The 26,010-nt window shown below is 71.9% G+C and carries 24 protein-coding genes and 2 pseudogenes; 11 read left to right on the top strand and 15 right to left on the bottom strand.

What is annotated here, in order from left to right; translation table 11 throughout:
• The 4 genes from HF577_RS15915 to HF577_RS15900 all read right to left on the bottom strand — a co-directional run.
• Positions 1–930: NAD(P)/FAD-dependent oxidoreductase (locus HF577_RS15915; protein ID WP_169396640.1), on the bottom strand; the 930-nt coding region annotated here is incomplete at its 3' end.
• Positions 911–1,189 (bottom strand): (2Fe-2S)-binding protein, encoded by a 279-nt coding sequence (locus HF577_RS15910; protein WP_169396639.1) that lies wholly within the window; start codon positions 1,187–1,189, stop codon positions 911–913. The genes HF577_RS15910 and HF577_RS15915, both read right to left, overlap by 20 nt.
• The gene (locus HF577_RS15905; RefSeq protein WP_169396638.1) at positions 1,186–2,349 is read right to left on the bottom strand and encodes an NAD(P)/FAD-dependent oxidoreductase; all 1,164 of its coding nucleotides are present in this window, start codon (positions 2,347–2,349) and stop codon (positions 1,186–1,188) included. The genes HF577_RS15910 and HF577_RS15905 overlap by 4 nt, the downstream gene beginning before the upstream one ends.
• Before the next feature lie 84 nt (positions 2,350–2,433).
• Positions 2,434–3,114: a FadR/GntR family transcriptional regulator gene (locus HF577_RS15900; RefSeq protein ID WP_169396637.1), complete on the bottom strand. Its 681-nt coding sequence runs from the start codon at positions 3,112–3,114 to the stop codon at positions 2,434–2,436.
• 228 nt (positions 3,115–3,342) lie between these two features.
• Between HF577_RS15900 and HF577_RS15895 the strand changes: the two genes are divergently transcribed.
• From HF577_RS15895 to HF577_RS15875, 6 genes and pseudogenes are all read left to right on the top strand, one after another.
• Positions 3,343–4,263: an ABC transporter substrate-binding protein gene (locus HF577_RS15895; protein WP_169396636.1), complete on the top strand. Its 921-nt coding sequence runs from the start codon at positions 3,343–3,345 to the stop codon at positions 4,261–4,263.
• Positions 4,263–4,880, top strand: a pseudogene (locus HF577_RS38365) (amino acid ABC transporter permease); the annotation flags it as partial. The gene HF577_RS15895 and the pseudogene HF577_RS38365, both read left to right, overlap by 1 nt.
• A gap of 168 nt (positions 4,881–5,048) precedes the next feature.
• On the top strand, positions 5,049–5,831 hold the full coding sequence (locus HF577_RS38360) for an amino acid ABC transporter ATP-binding protein (RefSeq protein ID WP_407692211.1): 783 nt from the start codon (positions 5,049–5,051) through the stop codon (positions 5,829–5,831).
• Between the two features lie 2 nt (positions 5,832–5,833).
• Positions 5,834–6,304 carry a RidA family protein gene (locus HF577_RS15885; protein WP_169396634.1) on the top strand — a complete coding sequence of 157 codons (471 nt, stop codon included), beginning with the start codon at positions 5,834–5,836 and terminating at the stop codon, positions 6,302–6,304.
• Entirely contained in the window at positions 6,301–7,380 is a 1,080-nt protein-coding gene (locus tag HF577_RS15880) for an acetamidase/formamidase family protein (protein ID WP_169396633.1), read from the top strand. The genes HF577_RS15885 and HF577_RS15880 overlap by 4 nt, the downstream gene beginning before the upstream one ends.
• 391 nt (positions 7,381–7,771) lie before the next feature.
• Positions 7,772–8,767 (top strand): Acg family FMN-binding oxidoreductase, encoded by a 996-nt coding sequence (locus HF577_RS15875; RefSeq protein WP_169396632.1) that lies wholly within the window; start codon positions 7,772–7,774, stop codon positions 8,765–8,767.
• A 29-nt stretch (positions 8,768–8,796) separates the two neighbouring features.
• On the opposite strand, the gene HF577_RS15870 is transcribed toward HF577_RS15875, so the two are convergent.
• From HF577_RS15870 to HF577_RS15860, 3 genes are all read right to left on the bottom strand, one after another.
• Complete coding sequence (locus HF577_RS15870) at positions 8,797–9,621, bottom strand: enoyl-CoA hydratase/isomerase family protein (protein ID WP_169396631.1); 825 nt, start codon at positions 9,619–9,621, stop codon at positions 8,797–8,799.
• Between the two features lie 82 nt (positions 9,622–9,703).
• The gene (locus HF577_RS15865) at positions 9,704–10,870 is read right to left on the bottom strand and encodes a glycoside hydrolase family 16 protein (RefSeq protein ID WP_169396630.1); all 1,167 of its coding nucleotides are present in this window, start codon (positions 10,868–10,870) and stop codon (positions 9,704–9,706) included.
• Positions 10,871–11,082: 212 nt separating this feature from the next.
• Positions 11,083–12,063 carry a helix-turn-helix transcriptional regulator gene (locus HF577_RS15860; RefSeq protein WP_169396629.1) on the bottom strand — a complete coding sequence of 327 codons (981 nt, stop codon included), beginning with the start codon at positions 12,061–12,063 and terminating at the stop codon, positions 11,083–11,085.
• A 60-nt stretch (positions 12,064–12,123) separates the two neighbouring features.
• On the opposite strand from HF577_RS15860, the gene HF577_RS15855 reads away from it, so the two are divergent.
• Positions 12,124–12,477, top strand: coding sequence for a YybH family protein (locus HF577_RS15855; protein ID WP_169396628.1), 354 nt, complete (start codon positions 12,124–12,126; stop codon positions 12,475–12,477).
• Positions 12,478–12,616: 139 nt separating this feature from the next.
• Here HF577_RS15855 and HF577_RS15850 read toward each other — a convergent pair whose 3' ends face one another.
• Entirely contained in the window at positions 12,617–13,354 is a 738-nt protein-coding gene (locus HF577_RS15850) for a TetR/AcrR family transcriptional regulator (RefSeq protein WP_211174346.1), read from the bottom strand.
• A 35-nt stretch (positions 13,355–13,389) separates the two neighbouring features.
• Here HF577_RS15850 and HF577_RS15845 point away from each other — a divergent pair, with 35 nt between their 5' ends.
• The gene (locus tag HF577_RS15845; protein ID WP_169396626.1) at positions 13,390–14,955 is read left to right on the top strand and encodes an FAD-dependent monooxygenase; all 1,566 of its coding nucleotides are present in this window, start codon (positions 13,390–13,392) and stop codon (positions 14,953–14,955) included.
• A 2-nt stretch (positions 14,956–14,957) separates the two neighbouring features.
• On the opposite strand, the gene HF577_RS15840 is transcribed toward HF577_RS15845, so the two are convergent.
• Positions 14,958–15,830: a LysR family transcriptional regulator gene (locus tag HF577_RS15840; protein WP_169396625.1), complete on the bottom strand. Its 873-nt coding sequence runs from the start codon at positions 15,828–15,830 to the stop codon at positions 14,958–14,960.
• A gap of 102 nt (positions 15,831–15,932) precedes the next feature.
• Between HF577_RS15840 and HF577_RS15835 the strand changes: the two genes are divergently transcribed.
• Both HF577_RS15835 and HF577_RS15830 read left to right on the top strand, forming a co-directional pair.
• Complete coding sequence (locus tag HF577_RS15835) at positions 15,933–17,222, top strand: MFS transporter (RefSeq protein ID WP_169396624.1); 1,290 nt, start codon at positions 15,933–15,935, stop codon at positions 17,220–17,222.
• Positions 17,223–17,342: 120 nt separating this feature from the next.
• A complete protein-coding gene (locus HF577_RS15830) occupies positions 17,343–18,470 on the top strand; it encodes a phospholipase D-like domain-containing protein (protein ID WP_169396623.1) in 1,128 nt (375 codons plus the stop codon).
• Positions 18,471–18,645: 175 nt separating this feature from the next.
• Here the strand turns inward: HF577_RS15830 and HF577_RS15825 are convergent.
• The 6 genes and pseudogenes from HF577_RS15825 to HF577_RS15800 all read right to left on the bottom strand — a co-directional run.
• A pseudogene (locus HF577_RS15825) lies at positions 18,646–18,978 on the bottom strand (histone-like nucleoid-structuring protein Lsr2); the annotation flags it as partial.
• 565 nt (positions 18,979–19,543) lie between these two features.
• Positions 19,544–20,443 (bottom strand): DMT family transporter, encoded by a 900-nt coding sequence (locus tag HF577_RS15820; protein ID WP_169396621.1) that lies wholly within the window; start codon positions 20,441–20,443, stop codon positions 19,544–19,546.
• Between the two features lie 262 nt (positions 20,444–20,705).
• Entirely contained in the window at positions 20,706–21,752 is a 1,047-nt protein-coding gene (locus HF577_RS15815; RefSeq protein WP_169396620.1) for an LLM class flavin-dependent oxidoreductase, read from the bottom strand.
• A 22-nt stretch (positions 21,753–21,774) separates the two neighbouring features.
• A complete protein-coding gene (locus tag HF577_RS15810) occupies positions 21,775–22,062 on the bottom strand; it encodes a hypothetical protein (protein ID WP_169396619.1) in 288 nt (95 codons plus the stop codon).
• Positions 22,059–23,615, bottom strand: a complete 1,557-nt coding sequence (locus tag HF577_RS15805; protein ID WP_169396618.1) for an FAD-binding oxidoreductase — start codon at positions 23,613–23,615, stop codon at positions 22,059–22,061. Before HF577_RS15805 ends, HF577_RS15810 begins: the two co-directional genes overlap by 4 nt.
• On the bottom strand, positions 23,612–25,024 hold the full coding sequence (locus tag HF577_RS15800; protein ID WP_211174345.1) for a (Fe-S)-binding protein: 1,413 nt from the start codon (positions 25,022–25,024) through the stop codon (positions 23,612–23,614). Before HF577_RS15800 ends, HF577_RS15805 begins: the two co-directional genes overlap by 4 nt.
• 147 nt (positions 25,025–25,171) lie before the next feature.
• Between HF577_RS15800 and HF577_RS15795 the strand changes: the two genes are divergently transcribed.
• A complete protein-coding gene (locus tag HF577_RS15795; protein WP_211174344.1) occupies positions 25,172–25,981 on the top strand; it encodes a FadR/GntR family transcriptional regulator in 810 nt (269 codons plus the stop codon).
• The last annotated feature ends 29 nt before the right edge of the window (positions 25,982–26,010 follow it).

Raw genomic sequence — 26,010 nt, 5'->3', positions numbered from 1 at the left:
GAGGTGGACACCCGGCACCGACGAGCACTGCCGCTCGTCGACCACTCCCACCAGGCCCCCGTCCGCGTCCAGCCGGGTAGCGCAGCCCAGCTGCAGCGGGATCTCCAGCTGCGGGGTGAACCCGTAGCCGACCGCCACCGCGTCGCAGTCGAGCACCCGCTCGGTGCCCGGCACGACGTTCCATCCCGCATCGAGCCGGGCGACGGTCACCGCGCGCACGGCGTCGTCCCCGTGCGCGGCGATCACGGCGGTGCGGGCGTGGTAGGGCACGCGGTGGCGCAGCAGGGTGCGCGCGTACCCCGCACCCTCCCCGAGCTTGCCGAGGCTGCCCAGCACCGCGAGGGGACGGCGGGCGAGGCCGGTGCGGCGTCCGGCCTCGAACACCCCGACGACCTCCGCGCCGCGCGCGGCGAGCCCCGCCGCCACCGGCAGCAGGAACGGCCCGGTGCCGGCCACCACGACCCGCCTGCCCACCAGGACCCCGTGGCCCTTGAGCAGCGCCTGCGCTCCGCCCGCCGTGTAGACGCCCGGCGTGGTCCAGCCGGGGAACGGGAGCTGACGGTCGTAGGCACCGGTCGCGACGACCAGGCGCCGGCAGGAAACCTCGCGCGCAACCTCGCGGCCGTCTGCCCGGGTGGTGGTGTGCAGCGTGAACCCGACCCCGGTGCGTTCGGCGTGCCAGACGGAGTGCCCGCTCAGCAGGTCCGGGCCCTCCGCCACGGCCCGCAGCCGCCGCAGCGTCGCCCACTGGTGGTGCCCGGCGCCGCCGTCGCCGCGGCGGTGGCGCCAGTACTGCCCGCCCACCCGGCTCCCGGCGTCGACGAGCACCACCCGGCTCCCGGACCGCCGGGCGGCGGCCGCCGCCGCGAGGCCGGCCGGGCCCGCGCCGAGCACGGCCACGTCGTAGGCGTCAGTGGTCGAGGTGGCCACGGCCGGTCCCCTCCTGGCGCTCGACGCGGTCGCCGGGACCCACCTCGACGACACACGCCCGCTCGTTGGGCCGCCCGTTCACCGTCACCAGGCAGTCGAAGCAGACGCCGATCCCGCAGAACGCCCCCCGCGGCTCGCCGCGGCCCCGGGTGCTGCGCCACGACCGGTGCCCGGCCGCGATCAGCGCGGCGGCGATGCTCTGTCCCGGCTCGGCGTCGATCTCGTCGCCGTCGAACGCGAACCGGTACCCGGCGCTCACGCGGCGTCCTCGGCGAAGCGATCGGGCCGGAACGGGGTGAGGTCGAGGTCGGGCACCGCACCGGTGAGGGTCTGCGCGATCAGGTGCCCGGTGGCCGCGGCCAGCCCGATGCCGGCGCCCTCGTGGCCGCAGGCATGCACCAGGCCGGGGGCCCGCGGGTCCGCACCGATCACCGGCAGGTGGTCGGGGCAGTACGGGCGGAACCCGAGGTAGCTACGGAGCAGGGTCACGTCGGCGAGGAACGGGAAGAGGTCGATCGCCTGCGCGGCGAGCCTGCGCAGCACGGGGAGGGATACCTGACGGTCGAAGCCCACCCGCTCCCGGCTCGCCCCGATCAGCACCGTGCCCGCCCGGGTGCCCTCGACGACGACGGACGTCTCGAGGCCGGCGTCCCCGCTCGCCACGTTGGCCACGTAGTCGGCGGAGTAGACCTTGTGCCGCACCACCCGGGGCAGCGGCTCGGTGACGAGGATGAACCCCTTGCGCGGCAGCACCGGCACGTGCACCCCGGCCATCGCCGCGACGTCGCCGCCCCAGGTGCCCGCCGCGTTGACGGTGAACCGCGCAGCGAACTCGCCCGCGCTGGTGGTGGCGCCGACCACCGCGCCGTCCCGGCCCCGTTGCAGCCCGAGCACCTCGCAGCCGGTGTGCACCGTCGCCCCCAGCAGCCGGGACCGGCGCAGCAGCTCGGCGGCGGCCAGCACCGGCTGGACCTGCATGTCCTGCGGGTAGTACGCCCCGGAACTCACCTCGCGCGTGAGGTTCGGTTCGAGCTCGGCGAGCTCGGCGGCGGTCACGTCGACCACCTCGACGCCGCGGTCACGTTGCGCGGCCGCGAGGGCCGCCAGCCCCTCGGCGGCCTCGGCGGTCCGGGCCACCACCACGCCGCCCTTGGCCTCGAACTCGAGCCGCTCCGCCCCGATCCGCTCGGCAAGCCCGGCCCACAGCCGCACCGACAGCAGCGCGAGCTCCAGCTCGGCGCCCGGCTCCTTGTCCGAGACCAGGATGTTGCCCTCGCCTGCGCTCGTGGTTCCGCTCCCCACGGCCCCGCGTTCCAGCACCGTGACCCGCAGACCGGCCGCGGCACAGGAGTACGCGCACGCGGCGCCGACCATGCCCGCCCCGATGACGAGCACGTCGACGGGTCCCCCACCAGCCACGACGAGTACTATGTCACATTGCACAGTCCGATGCGGCCCCGTTTTCCGGATCGGACACCTGACCGGATTGCTCGGAGCCGCGCGCTAGCTGGTGCGCCGGGCGATCACGTCGCGGACCACGCTGAGGTGCTCGTTCATCGCCGCCGCCGCAGCGTCCGGGTCGCGAGCGAGCACCGCCTGGTAGATCGCCTGATGCCCCTCCAGCGAGCGCAGCCGCCCCTCCGGGGTGGCGTGCGAGTGCCGGCGCACCGTCTCGGTCCATCGGCTGGTCATCGTGCACAGCGCGACGAGCAGGGGGTTCTGCGCCGCGTGCGCCAGCAGCAGGTGGAACTCCACGTCCAGCTGCAGGGAGGTCTCCGCGTCGAGCCGCAGGGCCGAGCGCGTGAGCACGTCCTCCAGCTGCACGAGGTTGGACGGGGCCGACCGCAGCGCCGCCGCCGAGGCGATCTTGGGCTCGACGATCAGCCGCAGCTCCGTGGCGTCGTCGAGCGAGGCGTCCGTGTCGCCGTCGAGCTCGGAGTAGAGCTGGCTGACCGACTCCGTCTGCTCGGCGACGATCGTGCCCCGCCCCGTGCGGCGCTCCACCAGGTTCTTGGCCTCGAGCTCGTGCATCGCCTCCCGCAGCGAGCCGCGCGACACCGACAGGCTCGCGGCCAGCTCCCGCTCCGGGGGCAGCCGCTCACCCGGCCGCAGCACACCGGTGGCGATCAACCGCTCGAAGTGCGCCGCGAGCTGGACGCTGACACTGCGGGCTCGTTGGGGCATGGGGGGCACCGAGGCTGGCTGCACCGTCTGAGCATAGAGCCCGTCGTGCGCCGTTCGTGGTTCTTTTGTCCGACCAAAGTTTCAGGCACTTGCAGCCGCGTTTCTGAGCGGTAAACAAGAGGTCAGATCCCCTGAGGTGCCCGATTTGCGTCCCAGCACCGACCTACAGTGCGCTGGTCCGACCAACGGACTATTGATCCAACGGCGCCCTCGAAGGAACCCTCCACCATGCTGAACCGGCTGCTCCGGCCCGCCGCGCTACTCGCCGCGGCCGGTGCCATCACCCTGCTGGCATCCGCTTGCGGCGGCAGCTCGCCCGCCTCCTCGACCAGCAGCGCCCCGGCCTATCCGGCGCTGGCGTCGTCGCCGGCCTGCACGCAGCTGCGCTCGCAGAACCCGAACCTGGCCGGGAAGACGCTGACCAACGCGATCAACCCGCACACGCCCGGGTACGAGTCGATCTCGGTGTCGGACCCGACCAAGTACGAGGGCTTCGACGTCGACCTCAGCGAGGCCCTCGGTGAGTGCCTCGGCTTCACGGTCAGCTACCTGCCGGTCGCCTTCGACGCGCTGCTGCCGACCCTGCAGAGCGGACAGGCCAACTTCATCATCTCCGACATCTACGCGACCAAGGACCGGGCCGCGTCGGCCGACTTCATCACCTACTCGAAGGTCTTCGACGGCGTGCTGGTCGCCGCGGGCAACCCGAAGAAGATCACCGGCATCGACGACTCGCTCTGCGGCACCACCACGGCGCTCAACAAGGGCTTCGTCGAGGTGCCGCTGGTGGACGCGCAGAACACGAAGTGCGGGTCCGAAGGCAAGCCGCCCGCCCAGACCGCGCTGTTCGACAACAACGCCGACTGCGTGCAGGCGATCCTGTCCGGCCGGGCCGACGCCTACATCAACGACGTCAACACGGTGAACCGGTTCGTGAAGGACCAGTCCGGCAAGCTGGCCAACGCCAGCACCCTGCACCTGCCGTACTCGATCGGCATCGGCGTGCCCAAGGGCCAGCTCCCGATCCGCAACGCCTTCACCGCGGCGCTCACCCAGATCCAGACGAGCGGCCTGCAGACCCAGCTGGCCCAGAAGTGGCAGCTGGACAAGTCCGCGATCCAGGCGCCGTCGCTGGTCACAGCGAGCTGATGGGTAGTTTCCTGCACTACCTGTCCATGCCCTACCTGCTGGACGGGATCCTGATCACCCTCCAGGCGACGGCACTGGGTTTCTTCGGCGGGTTCGCGCTCGGCCTGCTGCTCGCCGGCATGGCACTGAGCAGGAACCGTGTGGTCTCCGGGGTCGCGCGCACCTACAGCGTGATCTTCCGGGGCACGCCGCTGGTGCTCCAGCTCGTGTTCGTGTTCACCGCGCTCCCGCACGCCGGGATCGTGCTGAGCCCGATCATGGCGGCCGGGGTCGCGCTGGCCGCGAACGAGGCCACCTTCTTCGCCGAGATCTTCCGCTCCGCCGTGATCGGGGTCGACAAGGGACAGACCGACGCGGCCCGCGCGGTCGGGCTGCGGCCCGGCACCGTGCTGCGTCGCATCGTGGGGCCGCAGGCCGCGCGAGCGGCGATCCCCGCGATCGGCAGCGAGGCCGTCTCCACCATGAAGAACTCCGCGCTGGCGTCGATCATCGCCGTCCCGGAGCTGACCCTGCGCAGCAACCAGCTGGCGTCGGCGACGTTCGACTACTTCAGCATCTTCTTCGCGTCCGGGGTGATGTACCTGGTGCTCACGGGTGCGATCACCGGCCTGCAGCTCGCCATCGAGCGGACCTTCGACCTCAGCCGCGTCGGGAAACGCGGCCGGGGCCGCCCGTCGGAGGCGAGCACGGCCCCCGTCGAGGGCACGGCTCCGGCGGCCGAGCCGGTGACCGCCGCGAGGGTGAACGGCGCACAGGTCGCGAGCGCGGTGTCCCGGGCCGAGGCCGTGCGCCGGGCCCGGGTCGCGCTGACCATCACCGGCGTCCACAAGGCGTTCGCCGAGCACGAGGTGCTGCGCGGCATCGACATGGAGATCCGCAAGGGCGAGGTGGTCGCGCTGCTCGGCCCCAGCGGATCGGGCAAGAGCACGCTGCTGCGGCTGATCAACCACCTGGAGACCCTGGACGCGGGCACGATCTCGTTCGACGGCATCGAGGTGGGATACCGCGACGGCGGCACGGCGCTGCCGGAGCGGGAAGTCGCCCGGCAGCGGGTCCAGGCGGGCGTCGGCATGGTGTTCCAGCACTTCAACCTGTTCGGACACCTCACCGCGCGGGAGAACGTCGCAGTTCCGCTGCGCTGGGTGCACCGCGTCCCGAAGGACGAGGCGCTCGCCGAGGCCGACCGCCTGCTGGGCCGGGTCGGATTGAGCGCCAGGGCGCACGCGTTGCCCCGCCAGCTGTCGGGCGGCCAGCAGCAGCGCGTCGGCATCGCCAGGGCGCTCGCCGGTCGGCCGCAGGTGCTGCTGCTCGACGAGCCGACCTCCGCGCTCGACCCGGAGCTGGTGCAGGAGGTGTTGGAGGTGGTCCGCTCGCTGGCTCTGGACGAGGGCCTCACGATGCTGATCGCCACCCACCAGCTGGGCTTCGCGCGGGAGGTCGCCGACCGGGTGGTCTTCATGGCCGAGGGCCGGGTGCTCGAGCAGGGGTCGCCCCAGCAGGTGTTGGACAACCCGCAGCATCCGACGGCCGTCCGGTTCCTCCGGGCGGTACACACGGTGGAGGTATAGCCATGAGTCAACGGCGCCGATCGTTCAGCTTCACCCCCGAGCAGGGCGTTCCCCCCGCCGTCGCTCCGTTCTCGCACGTGACCCAGTGGGGGTCGCTGCTCTTCGTCACCGGGCAGATGCCCACCGACCCGGCCACCGGCGAGCTCGTGGCCGGCGGTCTCGTCGAGCAGGCCGAGCAGGTCCGGCTCAACCTGCTCGCCTGTCTCGCCCCGTTCGGGGTGGGCCTCGACGACGCACTCATGGTGCGCGTCTATCTCACCGACTTCACCGAGTTCGAGGCGTTCAACGCGGTGTACCGCACCTGGTTCACCGCTGCACTGCCCAGCCGTACCTGCGTCGGCACCACCGGCCTCGCCGTGGGAGCCCAGGTGGAGATCGACCTGATCGTCGGCCTGCCCCACGCCACCGATGACCCGACGGTGGACGACCCGGCGGAAGACGACGCAGCTGAAGACACAGGAGACCCCGCATGAACCCGACCTTGCTGCAACCGGGCGAGGGCACCATCCCCGGCAGGCACCTGCTCACCTCGACTCCGGAGACGGTGAGCTGGGGCTGGCTGCCGAACGAGAAGTCCGCTCCCTGCCTGACGATCGGCTCCGGCGACACCGTCACGATCGACACCCTCAGCCACGAGGGGATCATGCCCGACCAGGGTCGTGACCCGGTCGACTTCCTGGGTCATCACGGAGTCGCGCCCGGCGAGGTGCTGCACGACGCGAAGGCGATCGCCGGCAGCGCCATCCGCCACGGACCGGACGACGGCCCGCACGTGGTGACCGGCCCGATCGAGGTCGCCGGGGCCGAGCCGGGCGACGTACTGAGGATCGACGTCCTGGAGCTGACCCCCCGAACGCCCTACGGCTTCGTGAGCAGCCGGCACGGCTACGGCGCGCTGCCGGGCGAGCTGCCCGAGGGCACGCAGAGCGTCTTCACGTTCTGCCGCGTCGGCCTGTCCGGTGGGCGGATGGTCAGCTCGATGGCCGCCACCGACGGCCGGCAGGCCCGGTTCCCGCTCGACCCCTTCCTCGGCCTGATGGGGGTGGCCCCGGCCACGAGCGAACCGGTGCACTCGGTGGCGCCCGGTGACTTCGGCGGCAACATCGACGTGAAGTGGGCCCAGGTCGGGAGCTCCCTCTACCTGCCGGTCACGGTGCCCGGCGCCCTCTTCTTCACGGGCGACCCGCACTACGCGCAGGGCAACGGCGAGGTCGCGCTGACCGCACTGGAGGCGTCGCTGCGCGCCACCCTCCGGCTCACGGTGCTCACGGGGGCGGAGGCGAGCGCTGCGACGGGCACGTTGCGCAACCCGCTGCTGGAGTCCCCGGGGTACTGGATCCCCACCGGCATGGACGAGGACCTGGGCGAGGCGATGAAGAAGTGCGTACGCCACGCGATCACGTTCCTGGTCGAGCGCTTCGGGTTCGACCGGTCCACCGCGATGGCGTACCTGTCCGCGGCCGGTGACTTCGAGGTCAGCCAGGTGGTGGACGCGACGAAGGGCGTGCACTGCATGATCCGCAAGGCCGACTTCGCGCAGTGGTATTGACGCTCGGCCCCGAGCCGTAGTGGCCCGGGGGCCGCCATCCATCGCTCCCCAGCACGGACGACGACCCCCGGGCCGTACCGGTGGAGCGCGGGCGCGGGTACCCGTCCGTTACGGTTGCCCGCTCTCCGCACGGAAGCTCGCGCCGTGCCGACCGTGAACCCCCGTCCCATCGGTCGTCGGCAGCGGATACCTCCCCTCCGTCCGGCCCGATGAGACTTGCTGGTCCGACCCGCGCCGGGCAGGGGCGAAAGTCCCGTCTTCGCTGCTCGTGGCGTCTGCGAAGTCCGTATCAGGTCGAACGTCCCGTTCCCGGGTAGCCGTGTGGCCCTCGTCGGAGCGGGCGCGGAGGCGCAGGCTCGACTCCGGACGCCCGAGCTGCAGGAGGACCGCGATGACCAGCCACGCCGATCTGTCCGGGGCGGTCACGGACGCCCTGCGCGCGCCCTCGGTCCACAACACCCAGCCGTGGCGGTGGCGGATCCGTCCCGGCGCCGTCGAGCTGTACGCCGACGAGGACCGCCACCTGGACGTGACCGATCCCGACCGGCGCGACCTCGTCCTGAGCTGTGGCGCCGCCCTGCACCACCTGCAGGTGGCACTCGCGGCCCGCGGCCTCGCCACCGACGTCCGGAGACTCCCCGACCCGGAGGACTGCACCCATCTCGCCACGGTGACCGTGGGTGCTCCCGGCACGGGGACGCCCGACGTGGCCGCCGCTTCGCTCTTCCCCGCGATCGCCGCGCGGCGCACCGAGCGGCGGCGGATGAGCCACCGCGAGGTGGCGCGCAAGCACATCGAGTCGTTGCAGGAGCACGCGCGGGGCGCCGGGGCGGTACTGGTGCCGGTGACCGACCCGCACGTCCGCGAGCGCCTCGTCGCGGTGCTGACCGACGCCGCCCAGCAGCAGTGCCGGGAACCGGGCTATGCCGCCGAGCTGCGGCTGTGGACCCATCGTCTCCCCGGCTCCCGTGACGGCGTTCCCGCGGCCGACGTCGCGGCACCGCCGCTGGGTCTCGTGAAGGCAACGGGGTTGCGCCGCTTCGGGCAGGCCACGCTCGCCCAGGCGGCCCTCGGGCCGGGAGGCCCGCCGGACGACGCCGCCCAGCTCCTGGTGCTGGCCACCGCAGGCGACGACGTCCTCGACCGGCTGCGCGCCGGCGAGGCCACCAGCGCCGTCCTGCTCGCGGCCACCCGGAAGGGGCTGGCCACCACACCGCTGAGCCAGGCGCTCGAGATCGACGGCAGCAGGCGGCGGGTGCAGACCGACATCCTCGGGATCCCGGAGCAGCCGCAGCTCGTCATCCGCATCGGCTGGCCCGCTACCGGCGCCCTCGACCTGGTGGAGACGCCGCGCCGCGCGCTCCGCTCGGTGCTGCTGCCCGACTGACACCCCCCCGGATCGTCGGGCCGCCGGGTTCAGCGGGGGCCGACGTGCCGACCGAGATCGAGCTCGACATCGCCGGGCCGGTTCAGCCCGCGCCCGAGCAGGTCGCCCACCCGCTCGCGGGTCTCCGGCCAGGTGAGCGCGGTGTTGAACGCCGTCCCGCCCTCGACCAGCTCCTCGTCCGGCGGGATGGAGCCCCGGTTGACCAGCGACTTCGCCAGTGCCAGCGGCTTGCGGCCGAACGAGGCGATCCGGCGGGCGAGGTTGTCGACGAACGCGTCCAGCTCGACGTCCGGCACGGCCCGGTTGACGTAGCCGTAGCGCTCGGCGGTCTCGGCGTCGAAGTCGTCGGCGCCGAGGATGATCTCCAGCGCCCGGCCCCGGCCGACCAGCCGGGGCAGCCACTCCGTGCCGCCACCGCCCGGGGTCACGCCAGCACCCACCTCCGGCTGGCCGAGCACCGCCCTCTCCCTGCTGGCGAAGCGCATGTCGCAGGCGAGGACGAACTCGCTGCCGAGGCCCCGCACCCGGCCACGGATCTTGGCCATGCTCACCACGGGACTCCTCGCCAGGCGGGTGACCAGATCAGGTACGCCCGGCAGACCCGAGGGACCGGCCGCCCGCACCGCGGGGGTGGCCTCGCCACTCATGTCGAAATGAGCGAGGAAGTAGTCCTCGTCAGCGCTCTCGAACACCACCACGCGGAGGTCGTCGCTGGCCTCGATCCGCGCGAGCACCTCCTGCAACCCGGTGAACAGAGCGGCATCGACCAGGTTCAGCGGTGGATTGTCGAAGGTCACGCGCCAGTACCCCGCCGACACCTCGGTGATCCGCACAGGCGCCACGGTCTCTGTCATGCGTCGGATGGTAGGCCGATCTTAGTACCTTTCTTATATTCAGATGGCGTGGGTCACCCGTTCCGATGGTCCGGCCGGCAGCTCAGCGCGGTGGCGCGTAGATCCGGAACCACCGCAGGTCCTGGTTCGCGGGCTGCATCACGGCGCGACGGTGGAAACAGTCCAGCTGGACGACGGGGTGCATCGGTCCCGGGATACGGAGCACCCGCCGGTCGGTGAAGCGGAACCATTCGACGCCGTCGATGAACCCCGCCACGTGGCCCGCGGCCCGCTCGACGGCGTAGTTGTGCCACCTGGTGATGTCGACCTGCTCCGCGGCGCACGACTGGGCGCTGCCGTCGTCCCCGGGCCAGTGGATGAACGCCTCCATCCGCCCGGAGCCGATGTCGGTCTCGGCCCAGTCGTCCTCTCCCCCGTGGGGCCACCGCTCGCTGTCGGGCCAGCACAGGAGCACGGGGTGGTACTGGTGGCCCGCTGCCGCACCCACGTTGTAGAGGCGCATCCTGGCCTCCATGCGGTAGTGGCGGCTGCCCCGCCCGGATCGGAACGCCATGCCACCGGTGCTGCCGTCGGCGGCGCCGTGGTTGGTCAGGACACCACCCGCCACGGAGAACGCGGAGGGGGTCCGGCGGCCGTTGCCCGCGTGCCCCGGGCCGTCGTAGGTCGACCAGCGATCCGCCCGGGGCGCGCCGGTGTAGTCGAACTCGTCGCCGTCGACGACGGGACCCCAGCCGTGCACGACCGCCGCCTGGACACCGTCGTCGCCGCCCGCCGGTACGGCCGGCGCGAGCGGCCGGTACGTGGCGGCGGTCGCCCACCAGTGCGCCCCACCGGCGGCGGAGCGCATCCGGAGCAGCGGGTGGCTGTTCACCGCCCCGGCCGGCGCGGTGAACACGGCGGAGACGTGCGTCCACACCGCACCCGCGCCGAGGCGCATCTCTCCCCCGGACGTGGAGGAGAGGAACTGCCCGGAGGCGTCGTACCAGTCCATCTCCACCCGGGCCGCGCCGCCGGCGTCCACCCGGACGTCGATGCCGACGGCCCACCGCTCCCCCGCGCGCACCGCCAGCTCCGGCAGGTACCAGCCGGTCACGGGCGCGACGGCGACCGACCGCGCGGCGTGCCGGGCCGCCGCGTGGTCACCGATCGCGGTCCGCGCGAGCACCGCGCCGTCCAGGCTGCCCCAGCCGTGCAGCCCCTCGGCCAGAACCGGGTTGCCGCACCCGTCGGCGAACGTCCTGCCGCTCATCGTTCGCCCTCGCTGCGCTCGAGCGGCGCTTCGCGAAGGCGCTGTGACACTGACTCGCTCGCAAGCTCGCTCATCGCTCGCCCTCGCTGCGCTCGAGCGGCGCTTCGCGAAGGCGCTGTGACACTGACTCGCTCGCAAGCTCGCTCATCCGTGCGTCTCCTTAGAGGTCGGCCGGTGCTGACGTGCGCTGCCGATCATCCCGCCCCCGTCCGTCAGCTCTCGGGACGCACTCCGTAGCAGGTGGCGATCGCGGCGGCGCGGTTGCGCAGTGCGGTGCGCAACCACTGCGGGGCCAGGGCCTCCGCGCTCGTGGCGAGCTGCCACAGGGCCCATTCGGCGTGTCGCGGATCGCTGAAGGTCACCTCCAGCCGCAGCCAGCCGTCCCCGTCGGGTTCCTCGGCGTGGACGGCCAGCGCGGTGCGCAGCAGTTCCTCCCGCCGTGCGGCGTTCACCCGCAGCAGCACGGTGACCTGGTCGCCGCCGGTCCGGAACCGCGTGCTGCGCTCCTGCCAGGCCCGGTCCAGATCCACCAGTTCCGGTCGCTCTGCCGGTTCGGCGAGCTCCTCGGCGGCCAGGACCCGCGACAGCCGGTAGGTGCGGTCCGCGCCGGACCGCGCGGCCAGCAGGTAGACCTGGTCGCGCACGGTGACCAGGCCGATCGGGTCCACCGTGCGCCACTTCGGCGCCTGGTCCACGGCCGCGTAGTGGATGCGCAGCTTGTGTCCGGCGAACACCGCGCGCCGGACCTCGGTCACCACGGCGTCGGGCACCTCCTCGGGGACCAGCCGACGTGCGAGGAGGTCGGTCTCCGGGTCGATGAGCAGTCGTCGGGCTGCGCCCGCCGCGGTGGCCCGATAGCTCTCGGGCAGCGCGTCGACCACCTTGCGCATGGCCGACGCGAGCGCCGAGCCGAGGCCGAACGCCTGCGCGCCGCGGCGCGATCCGGCGACCAGCAGGGCGAGTGCCTCGTCGTGGTTCAGCCCGGTGAGCTCGGTCCGGAAGCCGGGCAGCAGTGCGAAACCGCCGCGCCGGCCGCGTTCGGCATAGACCGGGACCCCGGCAGCGGACAGCGCGTCGATGTCGCGCAGCACAGTGCGGGTGGACACCTCCAGCTCGCGGGCCAGCGTGGTCGCGGACACCCGGCCGTGCCGGCGCAGCAGCAGCACCAGCGCCACCAACCGGTCCGCGCGCATGCGAGAAGCCTACGAGATACACGACACGGGATGTCGTGATTTACCGGGAGGCTCATCGGCATGACGAACCAGACAGCTGCCACCGAACCGAACGACCTGGGCAGATTCTTCATCGAGCGCGGCAACGCGGGCGACGTCGACGGGCTGGTGGCCTTGTACGAGCCGAACGCCGTGCTGGCGTTCCCGCCGGGAAACCTCGCGACCGGGCATGCGGAGATCCGCAAGGTGTACGAGCAGTTCGTGGCGGCCGCGCCGGTGCTCGCGCCGGGTCGGCAGCATCCGGCGCTGGTGAGCGGCGACCTGGCACTCACGATGTGCACGCTGACCACCGGTGAGGTCACCGTCGAGATCGCCCGTCGCCAGCCGGACGGTTCGTGGCTGTGGGCCGTGGACCAGCCGGTACTCGTGCCGTAGCGGGGCGGGTTCGAGAAGCTCACCGGCGAGGGGGGTGGCGCGGCCTGCCGGTCACGGACCTCCGCCCGGCCGCGCCACCCTTCCCTCACCGTCCCGCAGGAACGCCTGCACGCGCCGTCCGGCCTCGCTGAACCCTATGTCAGGTGCGGTCGGCCACGCGCCGGGCCAGGCCGTCGAGCAGCCATTCCAGTACCTGCTCGAACGAGTGCGGCGGGGGGTCGAAGCGCCGGGGATCGTTGGCCCACTCGATGAAGTGCGGGTACCGGCCCTCCGCCGTGATCCGCTCGAGGTAGGGGCGGGCGGCGGCCGCGAGCTGCTCCTCGGTGAGCAGGCCGACGCGCTCGCGCATGGCGCGCTCCTCGAGCATGGCCAGCCCGGACCCCAGTGCCTGGCCGAGCACGGTGTCGATGAACCCCATGCGGACGGTCGGCCCCTGGTGGAGCCCGGCGAGCCCGGCGAGCGCCGCGTCGTACGTGGCGAGCGCGTGCGGTCCGAGCGGCGGGCGGCTGAACGCGAGCCGGGCGAACCAGAGGTGCCGCTGCACGGCTTCCCAGGCCGAGAGGCCCAGCCCACGCAGGCACTCCCGCCAGTCACCGGACGCCGGGACGCGGATCTCGCCGTACACCTCGTCGACCATCAGGTCGACCAGCCCGTCCTTGCTGCCGACGTAGCGGTAGAGGGCCATCGGGCTGCGCACGCCGAGACGGGCCGCGATCGCCCGCATGGTGACCTCGCCGCGCACGTCGGCGTCCGCCACCGCCATCGCCGCCGCCACGACCTTCTCGCGACTGAGCTGCTCGGTGGCGCGCGGAGGTGGGGGCTCGTCGAACCAGACCAGCCCGCCCGGCACCGGCTGTGGGTCGGTCGACGAGGACATTGCCAGGAGCATAGCCGTCGTGTACTAAGTACACCGTGAATGTACTACGTACACGCATCCGCGCCGGAGTGCTCGTCGTCGGCGGCGGGCTGGTCGGGCTGACCGCTGCACTCCTCCTGCGCCACCACGGCGTCGACGTCACACTCGTCGAGAGGCACGCCACCACGTCGCCGCAGCCGAAGGCGCGCCGGTTCCACACCAGGACGATGGAGGTCTTCCGCGAGCTCGGGGCCGCCGAACTGGTGCACGACGCCGCTCGTGACCTCGCCGGGCACTACCACATGGCCGCCGGTCGGACGCTCGCCGAGGCCGAGCAGCTGCCGCTGTGGCAGCCATCGGGGCCGGCCGGGGAAGACGTCGAACCGAGCCCCGAGCTGCCGTGCCTCGTGGCCCAGGACGTTCTCGAACCCGTACTCCGCCGCGCGGCGCTCGACGCGGGCGCCGACGTCCGGTTCCGCACGGCCATGACCGGGTTCACCTCCGGCGCGGACGGCGTGGTGGCCGAGCTCCACGACCTGGCGAGCGACCGGCACGAACGGCTGCAGGTCCCGCTCCTCGTCGCGGCCGACGGCGCGCGAAGCCCCGTGCGCACCGCGCTCGGCATCGGCCGCTCGGGCCGCGGTGCGATCGGCGGCCCGGGGGTGAACGTCTACTTCCGTGCCGATCTCGCCGACGTCGTGCGAGGCCGGGAGTTCAACCTCTGCCAGATCGAGCATCCGGACGCCCCCGGCGCCCTCGCGTCCGTGGACGGACGCGCGCGGTGGGTGTTCATGGCAGCGGGCGGTGAGACCGACAGGGACTGGCCCGCGCTGCTGCGCGCCGCGCTCGGTGTGGCCGCTCCCGATCTCGACGTGCTCAGCGTGCTGGCCTGGCAGCCCGAGATGCTCGTCGCCGACCGCTACTCCGCAGGCCCCGTGCACCTGGCGGGGGACGCCGCGCACGTCATGCCCCCGTTCGCGGCGAGCGGGGCCAACACCGGCATCGCCGACGTGCACAACCTGGGGTGGAAGATCGCGGCGGTCCTCGCGGGCACCGCGGCGCCCGCACTCCTCGACAGCTACGACGCCGAGCGGCGCCCCGCCGGGTGGTTCGCGGCCGACCAGTCGAGCCGACGCTCCACGGACCTGCGCTCGGCCGCTCCCGACGACGCTCTCGCGCACCCGTACGTGCTGGCCGCCGGTGGTTTCCAGTACCCGTCGGGAGCGCTCGTCGGAGGACCGGACCAGGGCGGCGAGATCGAGCCCGTCCACGTGTTCGAGCCCGCGGGGCGCGTCGGCACCCGGGTGCCGCACCGGTGGCTCGACGCCACCCGCACCCGCTCGACGCTCGACCTGGCCGGCCCCGGGTGGGCCCTCGTCGTCGGTGGCGATCCGGCGCCGTGGGAGCGCTGCGCCGCGGACTCGCCGGTGCCGCTACCCGTGCACCGGGTCGAGGCCGGGTTCCTCCCGGCGGGCTGCGCCCTGCTGCTCCGACCCGACCACGTCGTCGCGTGGCGCGGCCCGGATCCCGCGCAGCTCCCTGACGTCGTGCGCGTCCTGCTGGGCGCCCCCGCAGGCGCCGCTCCCCCGCTGTCGGCCATCGGGACGGCGGACCGCGCCTGACCTCAGGCCGTGGCCAGGCTGGTGGGCCCGCTCGCGAGCACGGCCGCGGCGAGCGCCTTCGTGGCCGGGCGCTGCTCGGTGCGGGGGTTGGTGAGCAGCACGAGGTCGATGTAGCCCAGCTCGGGCAGCCGGTGCTGGGGCCCCAGCGGGGTGAGCTGCACCGGGACGAGGCTGCTCGCCAGCGCGGAGATGCCGATGCCCGCCGCCACGGCGGCGATGAGCCCGTTGACACCGCGGCAGATGCACGCGCTGCGGTAGGCGGTGTTGGTGCGCTCCAGTGCGTTCTGCATCGCCGTGCGGCTGAGGCTGGGTGTCGGGTAGACCGCGAGCGGGAGCGGCCTGCCGAAGTCCAGCCGCGTGGACTGGTTGCCCACCCACACCATCCGGTCGCGCTTCACGAGCTGGCCGCGGTGCTCACCGCGCGGGCGCTTGCCCACGAACAGGTCGAGCCGGTCGTTCTCGAGCCGGCGGTGCAGGGTGCCGCTCTGGTCGACGGTGAGGTCGAGGTCGACGAGCGGGTGGTCGCGGCGGAAGTCGCGCAGGATCTGCGGCAGCCGGGTGAGCGCGAGGTCGTCGGACATGCCGATGCGCAGGCGGCCGTGGGGGCGCTCGCCGCTGAAGTAGCCTGCGGCCTGCTCGTGCGCGGCGAGGATCGACCGGGCGAAGCCGATCATGGCCTCGCCGTCCGGGGTGATCGTGACGGTGTGGGTGTCCCGGTGCACGAGGACGCGGCCGGTGGCCTCCTCGAGCTTGCGGACGTGCTGGCTGACCGTGGGCTGGCGGATGCCGAGGCGGGCCGCGGCCTGGGTGAAGCTGCGGGTCTGGGCGACGGCGAGGAAGGTCTGGAGCTGGACCGGGTCGTAGGTGACGGTCATAGCCCTCCGCAATAGCAGTTAGTCGGTTGATCGGTGTTCAGAATATCTCGTCCGGCTTGCAGAGTGGGGTAGAGATCTTCTCGCCGCTACGAAGGGCTTTCTGTGACAACGGCTACGGCCGACATAGCTGCAAGTGAAACCGCTACGACGCGCCGCGGGGGCACCTTCGCCGCCCTCGGGGTGCACAACTTCCGGATCTACCTCGCCGCCCAGGGTGTGGCGAGCACGGGCACGTGGATGCAGAGCATCGCGCTCGACTGGCTGGTCCTCGAGCTGACGGGCAGCTCCGCGGCCGTCGGCATCACGATGGCACTGCAGTTCCTGCCGATGCTCCTGCTCGGGATCCACGGCGGGATGATCGCCGACCGCTACCCGAAGCGGGCGATCCTCATGATCACCCAGTCGCTGAACGGGGCACTCAGCGCGGCGCTCGCCGTCCTCACGCTCACCGGCCACGCCCGCGTCGAGTACGTCTACGCGTTCGCGCTGGTCCAGGGCCTGGTGATCGTCGTCGACAACCCGACCCGGCAGGTGTTCGTCAACGAGCTCGTGCCGACGCGGTACGTGCGCAACGCGATCGCGCTCAATGCGGCCGTCTTCCAGACCACCCGGCTGCTCGGCCCCGCCATCGCGGGGGTGCTGATCGGCACGGTCGGCACGGGGTGGGCGTTCGCCGCCAACGCCGCCTCCTACCTCGCCCCGTTGATCGGGCTGATGCTGATCCGCTCGGCCGAGCTCGTGCCCGCTCCCGCCGTGCAGCGCGCCAAGGGCCAGCTCCGCTCGGCCCTGCGGTACGTGCGCGGACGGCCGCACGTCGGCTGGACGATCTTCCTCGTCGGCGTGATCGGCACCTTCGGGCTGAACTTCCCCGTGGTCCTCACCGGGATGGCCGACTCGACGTTCCACGGGGGCGCCGACCTCTACGGGTTGTTCAACGTCATGCTCGCCGTCGGCTCGGTCTCGGGCGCGCTGTTCGCGGGCGGCCGGACCAGCACCCGGCTGCGCACGCTGGTCGTGGCGGCAGTGGCGTTCGGCCTCGCTCAGGTCGGCGCGGCGCTGGCCCCCGGCCTCGTGATGTTCCTGGGGGCGCTCATCGCGATGGGCCTGGTCAACGTCGCCTTCCAGGCGATGGCCAACTCGTCGGTGCAGTCCTGGGTGGACCCGGCGGTGCGTGGCCGCGTGATGGGCCTCTACATGCTCGTGTTCATGGGGGGAACACCGTTGGGCGCTCCGGTGGTCGGCTGGGTCACCACGGAGTTCGGGCCACGCGTCGGCATGGCGTTCTGCGGGGTCGTCCCGGCGCTGGCCGCGACGACCGTGGGCGTCGTGCTGTGGCGCCGTTCGGGGGGCCGGATCATCGGGCAGCGCCGCGTCGCGCAGGCCATGACGTAGCGCAGGAAATGCACAGCCGGTGCGGATGATCATTTCTGGGGGATTCGTTCAGCGGTATCTACCGATAGTCGTCGCACCCATACTGGGCCCGCTGATTCCGCAGCCCGGGGGGACGACACGGTGGGAATCTCGCTACGGGGCGTCGAGCTGCACTTGGGCCCATCGGTACTCGGCGCCCCCGACGACCTGGACGCGGTGATCCGCGCGTTCATCGACGGTGCGCAGCAGCGGTTACTGGTCGCGGTGCAGGAACTGGACTCGCGCCCGATCGCCGAGGCCCTCCTCGCGGCGGCCGCACGGCCCAGAACCCCGGCGACCGCCCGCGGGACAAGGATCCGTGTGCAGGTGATCCTCGAATCGAGCTACCTCACCGAGGAGAAACCGCTTGCCGATCCCTGGACGGGCGCAGGTGACAACGAAGCGAACCGCACGATCTACGCCGCGCTGCTGCGCGCCGGAATCGACGTGATCACCGATCTGAACCCGGAGATCTTCCACCAGAAGTTCGTGGTCCGGGATCCGGGCACCCCCACGGCGGCCGTCCTGACCGGATCGACGAACTTCACCCGCACCGACACGGGCACCAACGGCCCCGGCAGCGGGCAGGCGGGGAACAACCTCAACCACGTCGTCGTCCTGCACGGGAAGAAGATCACCGACCAGTACCTCGCCGAGTTCGAGCGCCTGCGCTCGGGCACCTTCGGTGACCTCCACGAACGCCACGAGCCGCGGCCCCGGGAGATGCGGATCGGCAGCGTCCGCATCAAGCCGTTGTTCGCGCCGCGGCACGGGCCCGAGATGGAGATCATGAAGCAGATGCTGAAGGCGGAACACAGCGTCGAGTTCGCCATGTTCACCTTCGCCCGGTCCAGCGGCATCGATGACACGATGGTCCGCCTGGTCGGCCCCACCCGGCGCTTCCGCGGAGTGCTCGACCGCGGCCAGGGCGCCCAGAAGTGGGCCGCCACCGCCGCGCTGAAAGCCGCCGGAGTCGAGTTGTTCCACAACGTCCGTGGCAACGGGGTCCGCAAGGTCCACCACAAACTCATGGTGATCGACGACCGGCTCGTCATCATCGGCAGCTTCAACTACACCGCTCCGGCGACCACCCTCAACGACGAGAACATCGTGGTGATCGGGGACCTCGAGGAAGCCGATCCCGACGCCGAGGCCGACCAGCGCCGCCTCGCCGCCTACGCACGCTCCGAGATCGACCGGATCGTCGACGACCTCGCCGAACCGGTCTGATCTGCGGCACGGCGTCTCCGGTCGAGGGCCCGGCGGAACCCGGCCCTCGACCACCGCCGCACTAGTTGAGCGCGAACGGGTTGGCCACCGGCGGCGCCGCCTTCCGCCGCTTGGCCGGCGCCTCCTCGACCGGGGCGGCAGGCGCTTGCGCCTCGACCGGGGCGGCAGGCGCCGAGTCCCGGCGCTCGTAGGCCTCGAGCACGGAGTTCGGGATGCGTCCACGGTCGGAGACCTGGTGGCCGTTCTCCCGAGCCCACTCCCGAACGGCGGCGGTGTGCTCACGATCGTTCGCAACGGGGCGCGCGGAGCGGACGGGCGCCGAGGGCGGACGGCTGCCACTGCGCCGGGCTGCGGCGACGAAGGACGCCAGCGACTCCCGCAGCCGGGCCGCGTTCTTGCCCGACAGGTCGATCTCGTACTGGCGCCCGGCGAGAGAGAATGTCACCGTCTCCTCGGCTTCCGATCCATCCAGGTCGTCGACGAGCCGGGTTTCAACGTGCTGCGCCACAGTCACTTCCGTTCGGTGAGTTCTGTCCAGACGCGCCGATACTCTCCAGAAAACAACGACAACGTCAAGTTGGCATAGCTACAGGTGGTGCACACGACCCGCCGGGCACGCGAACTCGACCACCTCCCACCGGCGATCACGGTGGCGGAGGGAGGATGCCGAGGTGACGTCCATGATCCGCGGGACCGGCGCGTCACCCTCCGGTCGGGCGGGCCGCGGAAAAACACACCGGTCCCGAAGCCGGATTCGCTCGCGCGGACCGGCCGTGCACTGAATGAAGTTGGTCACGCAAATCCGGACGAAGGGTATGCGCGAACGCTGCCCCACCCCGCGACGAAACAACGAGCAACCGCCTCGACAGGTTCCGGCGTCCGCACCACGAATAACTGCAGCCATGGCAGAACTACACAGAACCTGCGGTGATCACCGTTCCGGAACTCCGTGGGGAGCGGCACAACAACCGACACCGGCCGTGATCCGACTGTGCAGGCGCGCTCTCGACGTCGTCCCTGCCCGGCATTCTGCCGTACCGGCTCCGCGCCCCCGCGCACAGTCCACCTCCGGATCACGGGGAACACCGGGAGGCGTCGCCCGCGGCGACGTCGGACCCGGAGCTCTCACCGTCCTGCAGGAGCGGAGAGCGGGTCAGCGCCACGGTGCAGGCGGCGATGGCGGCGGCCCCGACGACGGACAGGGCGACCCAACCGCCGGTGTGGACCTGCTCCCCGAACACGACGATCCCGAACACGATGGCGATCACCGGGTTGGACAGGGTCAGCGCCGGCTGCGCAGCGACGAGGCTGCCCGCCTGCAGGCTCTTCTGCAGCAGGAAGAAGAAGACGGGGCCGAGCACGACCAACAGGTAGGTCTGAGGCGCAGCGAGCACACCTCCGGCGCCGGACAGGGCGTAGATCGCGCTGATCCCGGCGAGCAGCACGGCGGTGAGCCCGAACCCGACGCCCGTGGCGAGCCCGAGGAACGCGGCACGGCGGCTGTGGGCGGACCGGTATCCGACGACGGCGAACACGACGCTCAGCGCGAGCGCGGCCGCGACGCCCAGGATCCAGGCGATGGCGGAGGCGTGTGCCGGGTCGCCGCCGCTGGGCTGGAGGGCGTAGAGGAGGGCGGCGAGTCCGGCGGACATCCCGGCGATCGCCCCCCATTCGCGGAGGTGGAGCGACGATCGGAACACCGCCTGGGCCAGGACGAGGGTGAACGCCAGCTCCAGCACCAGGATCGGTTGGACCAGCGCGATGGGCCCGGTCGCGAGCGCCGCGGCCTGACACAGGAACCCGGCGATGAGGGCGGCGATGCCACCGAGCCAGTCGGGGCGGTGGGCGAGCCGCCAGAGCAGGGTGATCGGACCGCCCTGCTCCTCCGGCTGATCGGCGCCGGCCCGGCGTTGCAGCACGGACGCGACGGCGTTGCCGACCGCCGCGAGGACGGCCAGCGCGATGCTCAGCACCGGACACCGCCGCGATGTGCCCGGGGATCATGCGCGCAGGTCTTCACGTCCTGTCCGCTTCCCGCTGCGCACGTCGCTCGAACGGAATGTGACCAGCTCGCCGCGGACTCGGAGCGGCCCCGACATCGACGTCAGCGTGGCCGCGGCCGCTCCCCCACCACTCCCCCGTCGATCTCGCCGCGACGAGATGACCGTCGGTGTGTAGCCGGGAGACGCCGATGGGCGGCATCCCGGGAAGGGATGCCGCCCATCGAGCCGTGGGTCAGGAGAACTCGGGCATGATCCGGTCGTGGATCAGCCGCAGCTGGGTGTCCACGTCGGCGACACCCTCGATGTCGCGGCCCATGAAGGTCTTGACCAGGGTGGCGTCGGTGATCGCGAGGATCATGTGGTTGACGCCGGCGGCCTCGATCTCCTTGAGCTTCGCCACGCACTCCTCGGGCGTGCCGGCGATCGAGAGGGTCTCGCCGATCTCCGGGGTGGTGGCGTCGATCGACCCGGCGAGGTCACCCGCGCCCAGCGCGTCGATGATCGGCTTCATCGACTCGGGGGACACGCCGTTGCGCTCGAGCTGCTCGTTCGGCATGGCCGAGGCGTACAGGCCGACCATGGACCGGGCGGCGTCCTTGGCGACCGCCGAGTCCTCGCCGGTGGAGAACACGACCCAGGCGCCGATGTCGAGGTCGTCGACGTTCTTGCCCGCCCGGTCGGCACCGATCTTCATGTTCTCGTACATGTAGTCGTACGCACCCTTGGTGTAGCTCAGGGCGTGGTGGCAGCCGTCGGAGAACTCGGCAGCGACCTGGAACGACTTCGGGCCGCGCATCGCGCCCATCTTGACCGGCAGGTGGTCCTGGACCGGGCGGGCGAAGCTGAACAGGCCCTTGTACGTGAAGAACTCACCGTCGAACGTGATCGCGCCGTCGTCCAGCAGGGTCCGGATGACCTGGACACCCTCCTTCACCCGCGACAGCGGCTTCTGGGTGGTCCAGTCCATGCCGTACTGGGCGAGCAGGCCGAAGTTGCCCGAGGACAGCACGACCTCCGCGCGACCACCGGTGAGCTCGTCGAGGGTGGCGGCGGCCTGCGCGATGAGGGTGGGCTCACGCAGCACGACGGCCGAGACGCTCGGGCCCATGCGGATGTTCGTGGTCTTGTCGGCGGCCGCGGCGAACAGCAGCCACAGGTCCTTGTGCCACGTCTCGTCCGCGGCGTAGACGGCGTGGAAGCCGAGCTCGTCGGCCAGCTGGATCGATGCCAGCGACTCGGTGAGGGGATAGTCGGGCAGCATCACGTAGCTGAACTTCACGATGAACTCCTGGTGGGGTTGGTCAGGAATCAGGGGAGCTGTCGGCGGCGTCGACCTCGGCGAGAAGTTCCGATCCGGTGAGGACCTTCTCTGCGAAGTGTCGGTGCATCCAGTCGAGGTGGTCGTGGCGGGCATTCATGATCCGCAGCGAGTCCCAGTTGGGGAACGTCTGCTGCAGCACCCACCGCTCCATGAGCCGAGGGTCGACCTCGTACACGTGCTCGAAAGTGGTAAGCGCGACATCACTCACTCGTTGCGGGGCGGGTGGGGTGTGTTGCTCACCGTAGCGGTAACCGTTCGTCCGATTCATCCTGACCCTCCTCTCAGTGCGGCGAGCGCAGTGGCGGCACCGGGCTCGTACGCGAGGTCCAGCAGGTACTTGCCCGGGTTCATGATGTTGTTGGGGTCGAGGGTGCGCTTGACGTCGAGCATCACCTCGAAGCCGCGGCCCAGCTCCTGCGGCACCAGGTCGACCTCCCCCTCCCGGCACGAGCCGTGGCAGGCGCTGATCGACCCGCCGTGGCGCAGCGCGGCCGCGGCGATGTCCCGCTTCGCCTGCACCCACAGCTCCCACGCCTCGTCGCCGAGCTGCTGCTCCCAGATCCCGATGTCGATCTCCGTCAGGTAGTCCACCCCCGTGTCGGCCGAGGTGTAGGCGAACATCCCCCAGTCGTCGAACACGTCGGTCCTGCGCCGGAGGCCGGCCACGATCTCGTGCCAGGCCTTCGTGACGGCGGGCACCCGCGTGTAGCTGACGGCGGCGTCCTCGCAGTGCCAGCTCATCGGCACCACCTGGCCGGCCTTGGTCCGCCCGTGCAGCGGGGTGGCGTACCGGTCGTGGCGCGCGGCCCAGTCCCCCTCGGAGATCTCGTCGCCGAGGTAGCGCGCCCCGTGCTCCTTCGCGATCCGGAAGAGCCGCCGTCCCGCGGGCCGCACCTCGTCCTCGTAGCCGTACATCACCGCGCACACCAGCGCCCGGACGTCGGCGGGCTGCGGGATGTACGCCTCGTCGTCGCGGCGCAGGTAGGCGACCTTCCACTCGTCGAAGAGCACCGCGCCGGCGAACGTGGCGACCCCCGCCCGGGCCAGCGCCCCCACGCACCGGTAGGCGTCGTCGTAGTTGTCGAACGCCCAGAACGGCGAGAGCTCCGCCTCGGGCTGCGGGTAGAGCTTGAGGGTGGCCTTCGTGGCGATGCCCAGCGTGCCCTGATGCCCCATGAACAGGTGCTTGAGCTGGTAGCCGCTGGAGGACTTGGAGATCTTGCCGCCGATGCCGTCGCCGACGTGGATGACCTCCCCGGTGGGCAGGACGTGGTCGAAGGAGAGCACCAGGTCGCGGGTGTGCCCGTAGCGGGCGCCGATGAGCGACCAGCCCGACGTGCCGATCCGGCCGCCGACCAGCGAGCAGGGGTACGACGCCGGGTCGTCGGGGTAGATGAGGCCGTGGCGGGCCAGCTGCTCGTTGAGCTTGAGCATGTTGATGCCCGTGCCGACGGTGACCGTGCGGTTCTCCAGGTCCAGCTCGTGGATCTCGTTCATCCGCTTGACGTCGACGACGATGCCGCCGCGCAGCGGGACGGCCCCGTCGGTCAGGCCGGTGCCGCCGTCACGCGGCACGATCGGGACCCTGAGCTCGTTGGCGATCCGGACGACCGCCGCCACCTCGTCGGTGGACGTCGGCAGGACGGCCAGGTCGGGCACCCGCTCCGCCCACCGGTGCACGGGGAAGGGAGCCGGCACGCGGGCGCGGTTGTAGCGGTCGGTCTTGGACGTGAGGATCTGCTCGTCGCGCAGCACGGTGCGCAGCCGCTCGACGACGCGGTCGACCTGTTCGGTGGACAGGCGCTCCGGGGTGATGGTCACGATCCGCACCCCCCGCCGCCACCGCAGCTCCCGCCGCCGCACCCGCCGGCCGAGCGCCGGTCGCCGACCTCGCCGCGGCTGCCGCCGACGGTGATGCCGAGCGACTCGGCGAGCAGCTCGTGGATGTCCACGACATCGATGTCGCGGGCGTCCCCGGCAGCCGAGAGCGGGCGCTCCGACCAGGGACAGGCGCTCACCAGCGTGTCGACGCCGAGCGTTGCCGCGGCGTCGACACGCCGTGCGCTGATCGCGGCCGTCAGGTCGGGCTTCTCCACCGGCAGGCCCCCACCCCCGCCGGAGCAGTACGACCATTGGGTCACGCGATCGACGTCGGTGAAGGAGAGTCCCGGGATCGCGCGCAGGATCTCGCGCGGCTCCTCCCAGATCCCCTTCCTCTTGTTGAGCCGGCACGGATCGTGGTAGGTGACCGTGCGTTCCACCGGGACCGACGGCGTGATCCGCCCGTCGCGCAGCAGTTCGGCGAGCAGTTCCACCACCAGCACGATCTCGATGTCGAACTCGTCGCCGAAGTACTTCGGGTAGTCCTCGGTGAACGAGATGTAGTCGTGCGGGTCGAGCACGAGCACCCGCCGGGTGCCGGTGGAGCGCCAGTTGTCGAGGTTGTGCCGGGCGAACCGCTTGGCCTGCTCGACGTAGCCCATCTCCGCGGCCGGGCCGCCACAGCACCACTGCTCGCCCATCAGGCCGAACTCGAACCCGGCCCGTTGCAGGATCTGCGCGACCGCCCGGGGTACGGACGTGCGGTAGAACGCGGCCTCGCAGTCGACGAACAGCACGGTCTCGCCGCCGACCGGGATGTCGAGGCCCTCGGCCCAGTCGCGGACGGTGTCCTGGCTGACCGCGACCTCCCCGAGCACGGGCTCGTGGGTTCTCTCGTCGGTCCGCGCGTTCCAGCTCTGCCACTGAGGCTGGTGGACCCCCTTGTCCACCGCCAGCGCGCGCACCGCCTTGACGACGTCCACGGTGCGCGTGCGGAACCGGTAGAAGTCGCCGGTGAACAGCGTGTTGGGGCAGCGCAGCTCGCACGCCCCGCACTGGGTGCAGTTGACGTAGTCCGCGGCGACGTCGGCCACGTCGAGCTCACCGCGCTCCATCGCGACGACGTTCGCGTGGAAGGCGGTGGGCGTCCAGGACTCGTTGCGGGTCACCTGCATCACCGGGCAGACCTCGCGGCAGAACTTGTGCCCCGACGAGTAGCAGTTGTACGAGGCGTTGCGCCACTCCTCGACGAACTCGCGCGTCTCCCGGTCCACGATCTCGATGTCGACCCGCCCGGCGACCGTCTCGGTGAGCTCGGCGAGGCCCGGGTCGTTGGACGCCATCCCGGGGGTGAACGGGCGGGTGAGCGCGTCGCCGCCGGAGCCGGCATCGGGATCGGCACGAGTCACGAGGTCTCCACGATGTGAGGTAGGACACTGCGATGGCGAAACCTATGAGATCACATTTCTAAGGTCAAGGGGCGGCGGGCCCCCTGCTGCCCGGCGCGGGCATGCCAGACTCGGTGGAGCGCGGGGAAAGGTCCGGGAGGTGCGCTGATGCGGCTGCTGTCCGGTGATGCGCGGCGGGCGGTCTTCGCGCCGCTCGACGACGGATCCGGCCGCAGCGAGGCGGTGGCGCGGCGGCTCGGGAGCGCGATCGCGCTCGGCATCATCGTCGACGGCGAGCAGCTGCCGTCCGAATCCCACCTGGCCGCGCTGCTGAACGTCTCCACGGTGACGCTGCGTGACGCGCTGGCGGATCTGCGGGGGCGCGGCCTCGTCGACACGCGCCGCGGCCGGGGCGGGGGCAGCTTCGTGCGCGCCTCGGAGGACGCCCTCACCGAACTGTCGCTCGGCCGGCTCCGGGAGATCGGCAGCACCGAGCTGCGGGAGCTCGGCGACATCCGCGCGGCGGTCGGCGGTACCGCGGCACGGCTCGCCGCCGACCGGGCCACCGCGAGTGAGATCGCCCGGCTGCGCGAGATCCTCGACCGGCTGGCGGCCGTGGACGAGGGCACCCGGCAGCGCCGGATCGAGAGCCGCTACTACATCGACGTGGCCGCCGCCGCCCAGTCCGTCCGGCTCACGCTGCAGGAGATCGAGCTGCAGGCCGAGCTGGGCCAGCTGCTGTGGGGCACCCCGCGCACGGCCGCCGAACTGGCCACGACGATCGCGAGCCACCGCCAGGTCGTCGACGCGATCGAGAGCCGGGACGGCGCGCTCGCGCGGCAGCTCACCGAGACGCACATCGGGGAGGTCACCGCGCGGCTGATCGACGTGCATCTCGACCTGACCCGCCGGGGACAGCAGCGCCCCGGCGCCGACACGGCGGTGCTGCCGCACGCCGCGGCGGGGGCCGGCTCGTGAGCACGCGGCGTCCGGACGCGACGAGGCCG

The organism is Pseudonocardia xinjiangensis, assembly GCF_012911925.1.
GTDB lineage: Bacteria > Actinomycetota > Actinomycetes > Mycobacteriales > Pseudonocardiaceae > Pseudonocardia > Pseudonocardia xinjiangensis.
This window is presented reverse-complemented; position numbering and strand designations above follow the sequence as displayed.

Excerpts from the sequence above, each read along its gene's own strand:
- HF577_RS15860 (WP_169396629.1), bottom strand. The coding sequence starts at position 12,063 with ATGCGCGCGGACCGGTTGGTGGCGCTGGTGCTGCTGCTGCGCCGGCAC.
- HF577_RS15875 (WP_169396632.1), top strand. The coding sequence starts at position 7,772 with ATGACCAGCCACGCCGATCTGTCCGGGGCGGTCACGGACGCCCTGCGC.
- HF577_RS15865 (WP_169396630.1), bottom strand. The coding sequence starts at position 10,870 with ATGAGCGGCAGGACGTTCGCCGACGGGTGCGGCAACCCGGTTCTGGCC.
- HF577_RS15880 (WP_169396633.1), top strand. The coding sequence starts at position 6,301 with ATGAACCCGACCTTGCTGCAACCGGGCGAGGGCACCATCCCCGGCAGG.
- HF577_RS15850 (WP_211174346.1), bottom strand. The coding sequence starts at position 13,354 with ATGTCCTCGTCGACCGACCCACAGCCGGTGCCGGGCGGGCTGGTCTGG.
- HF577_RS15895 (WP_169396636.1), top strand. The coding sequence starts at position 3,343 with ATGCTGAACCGGCTGCTCCGGCCCGCCGCGCTACTCGCCGCGGCCGGT.
- HF577_RS15810 (WP_169396619.1), bottom strand. The coding sequence starts at position 22,062 with ATGAATCGGACGAACGGTTACCGCTACGGTGAGCAACACACCCCACCC.
- HF577_RS15855 (WP_169396628.1), top strand. The coding sequence starts at position 12,124 with ATGACGAACCAGACAGCTGCCACCGAACCGAACGACCTGGGCAGATTC.
- HF577_RS15840 (WP_169396625.1), bottom strand. The coding sequence starts at position 15,830 with ATGACCGTCACCTACGACCCGGTCCAGCTCCAGACCTTCCTCGCCGTC.
- HF577_RS15795 (WP_211174344.1), top strand. The coding sequence starts at position 25,172 with ATGCGGCTGCTGTCCGGTGATGCGCGGCGGGCGGTCTTCGCGCCGCTC.
- HF577_RS15870 (WP_169396631.1), bottom strand. The coding sequence starts at position 9,621 with ATGACAGAGACCGTGGCGCCTGTGCGGATCACCGAGGTGTCGGCGGGG.
- HF577_RS15885 (WP_169396634.1), top strand. The coding sequence starts at position 5,834 with ATGAGTCAACGGCGCCGATCGTTCAGCTTCACCCCCGAGCAGGGCGTT.
- HF577_RS15900 (WP_169396637.1), bottom strand. The coding sequence starts at position 3,114 with ATGCCCCAACGAGCCCGCAGTGTCAGCGTCCAGCTCGCGGCGCACTTC.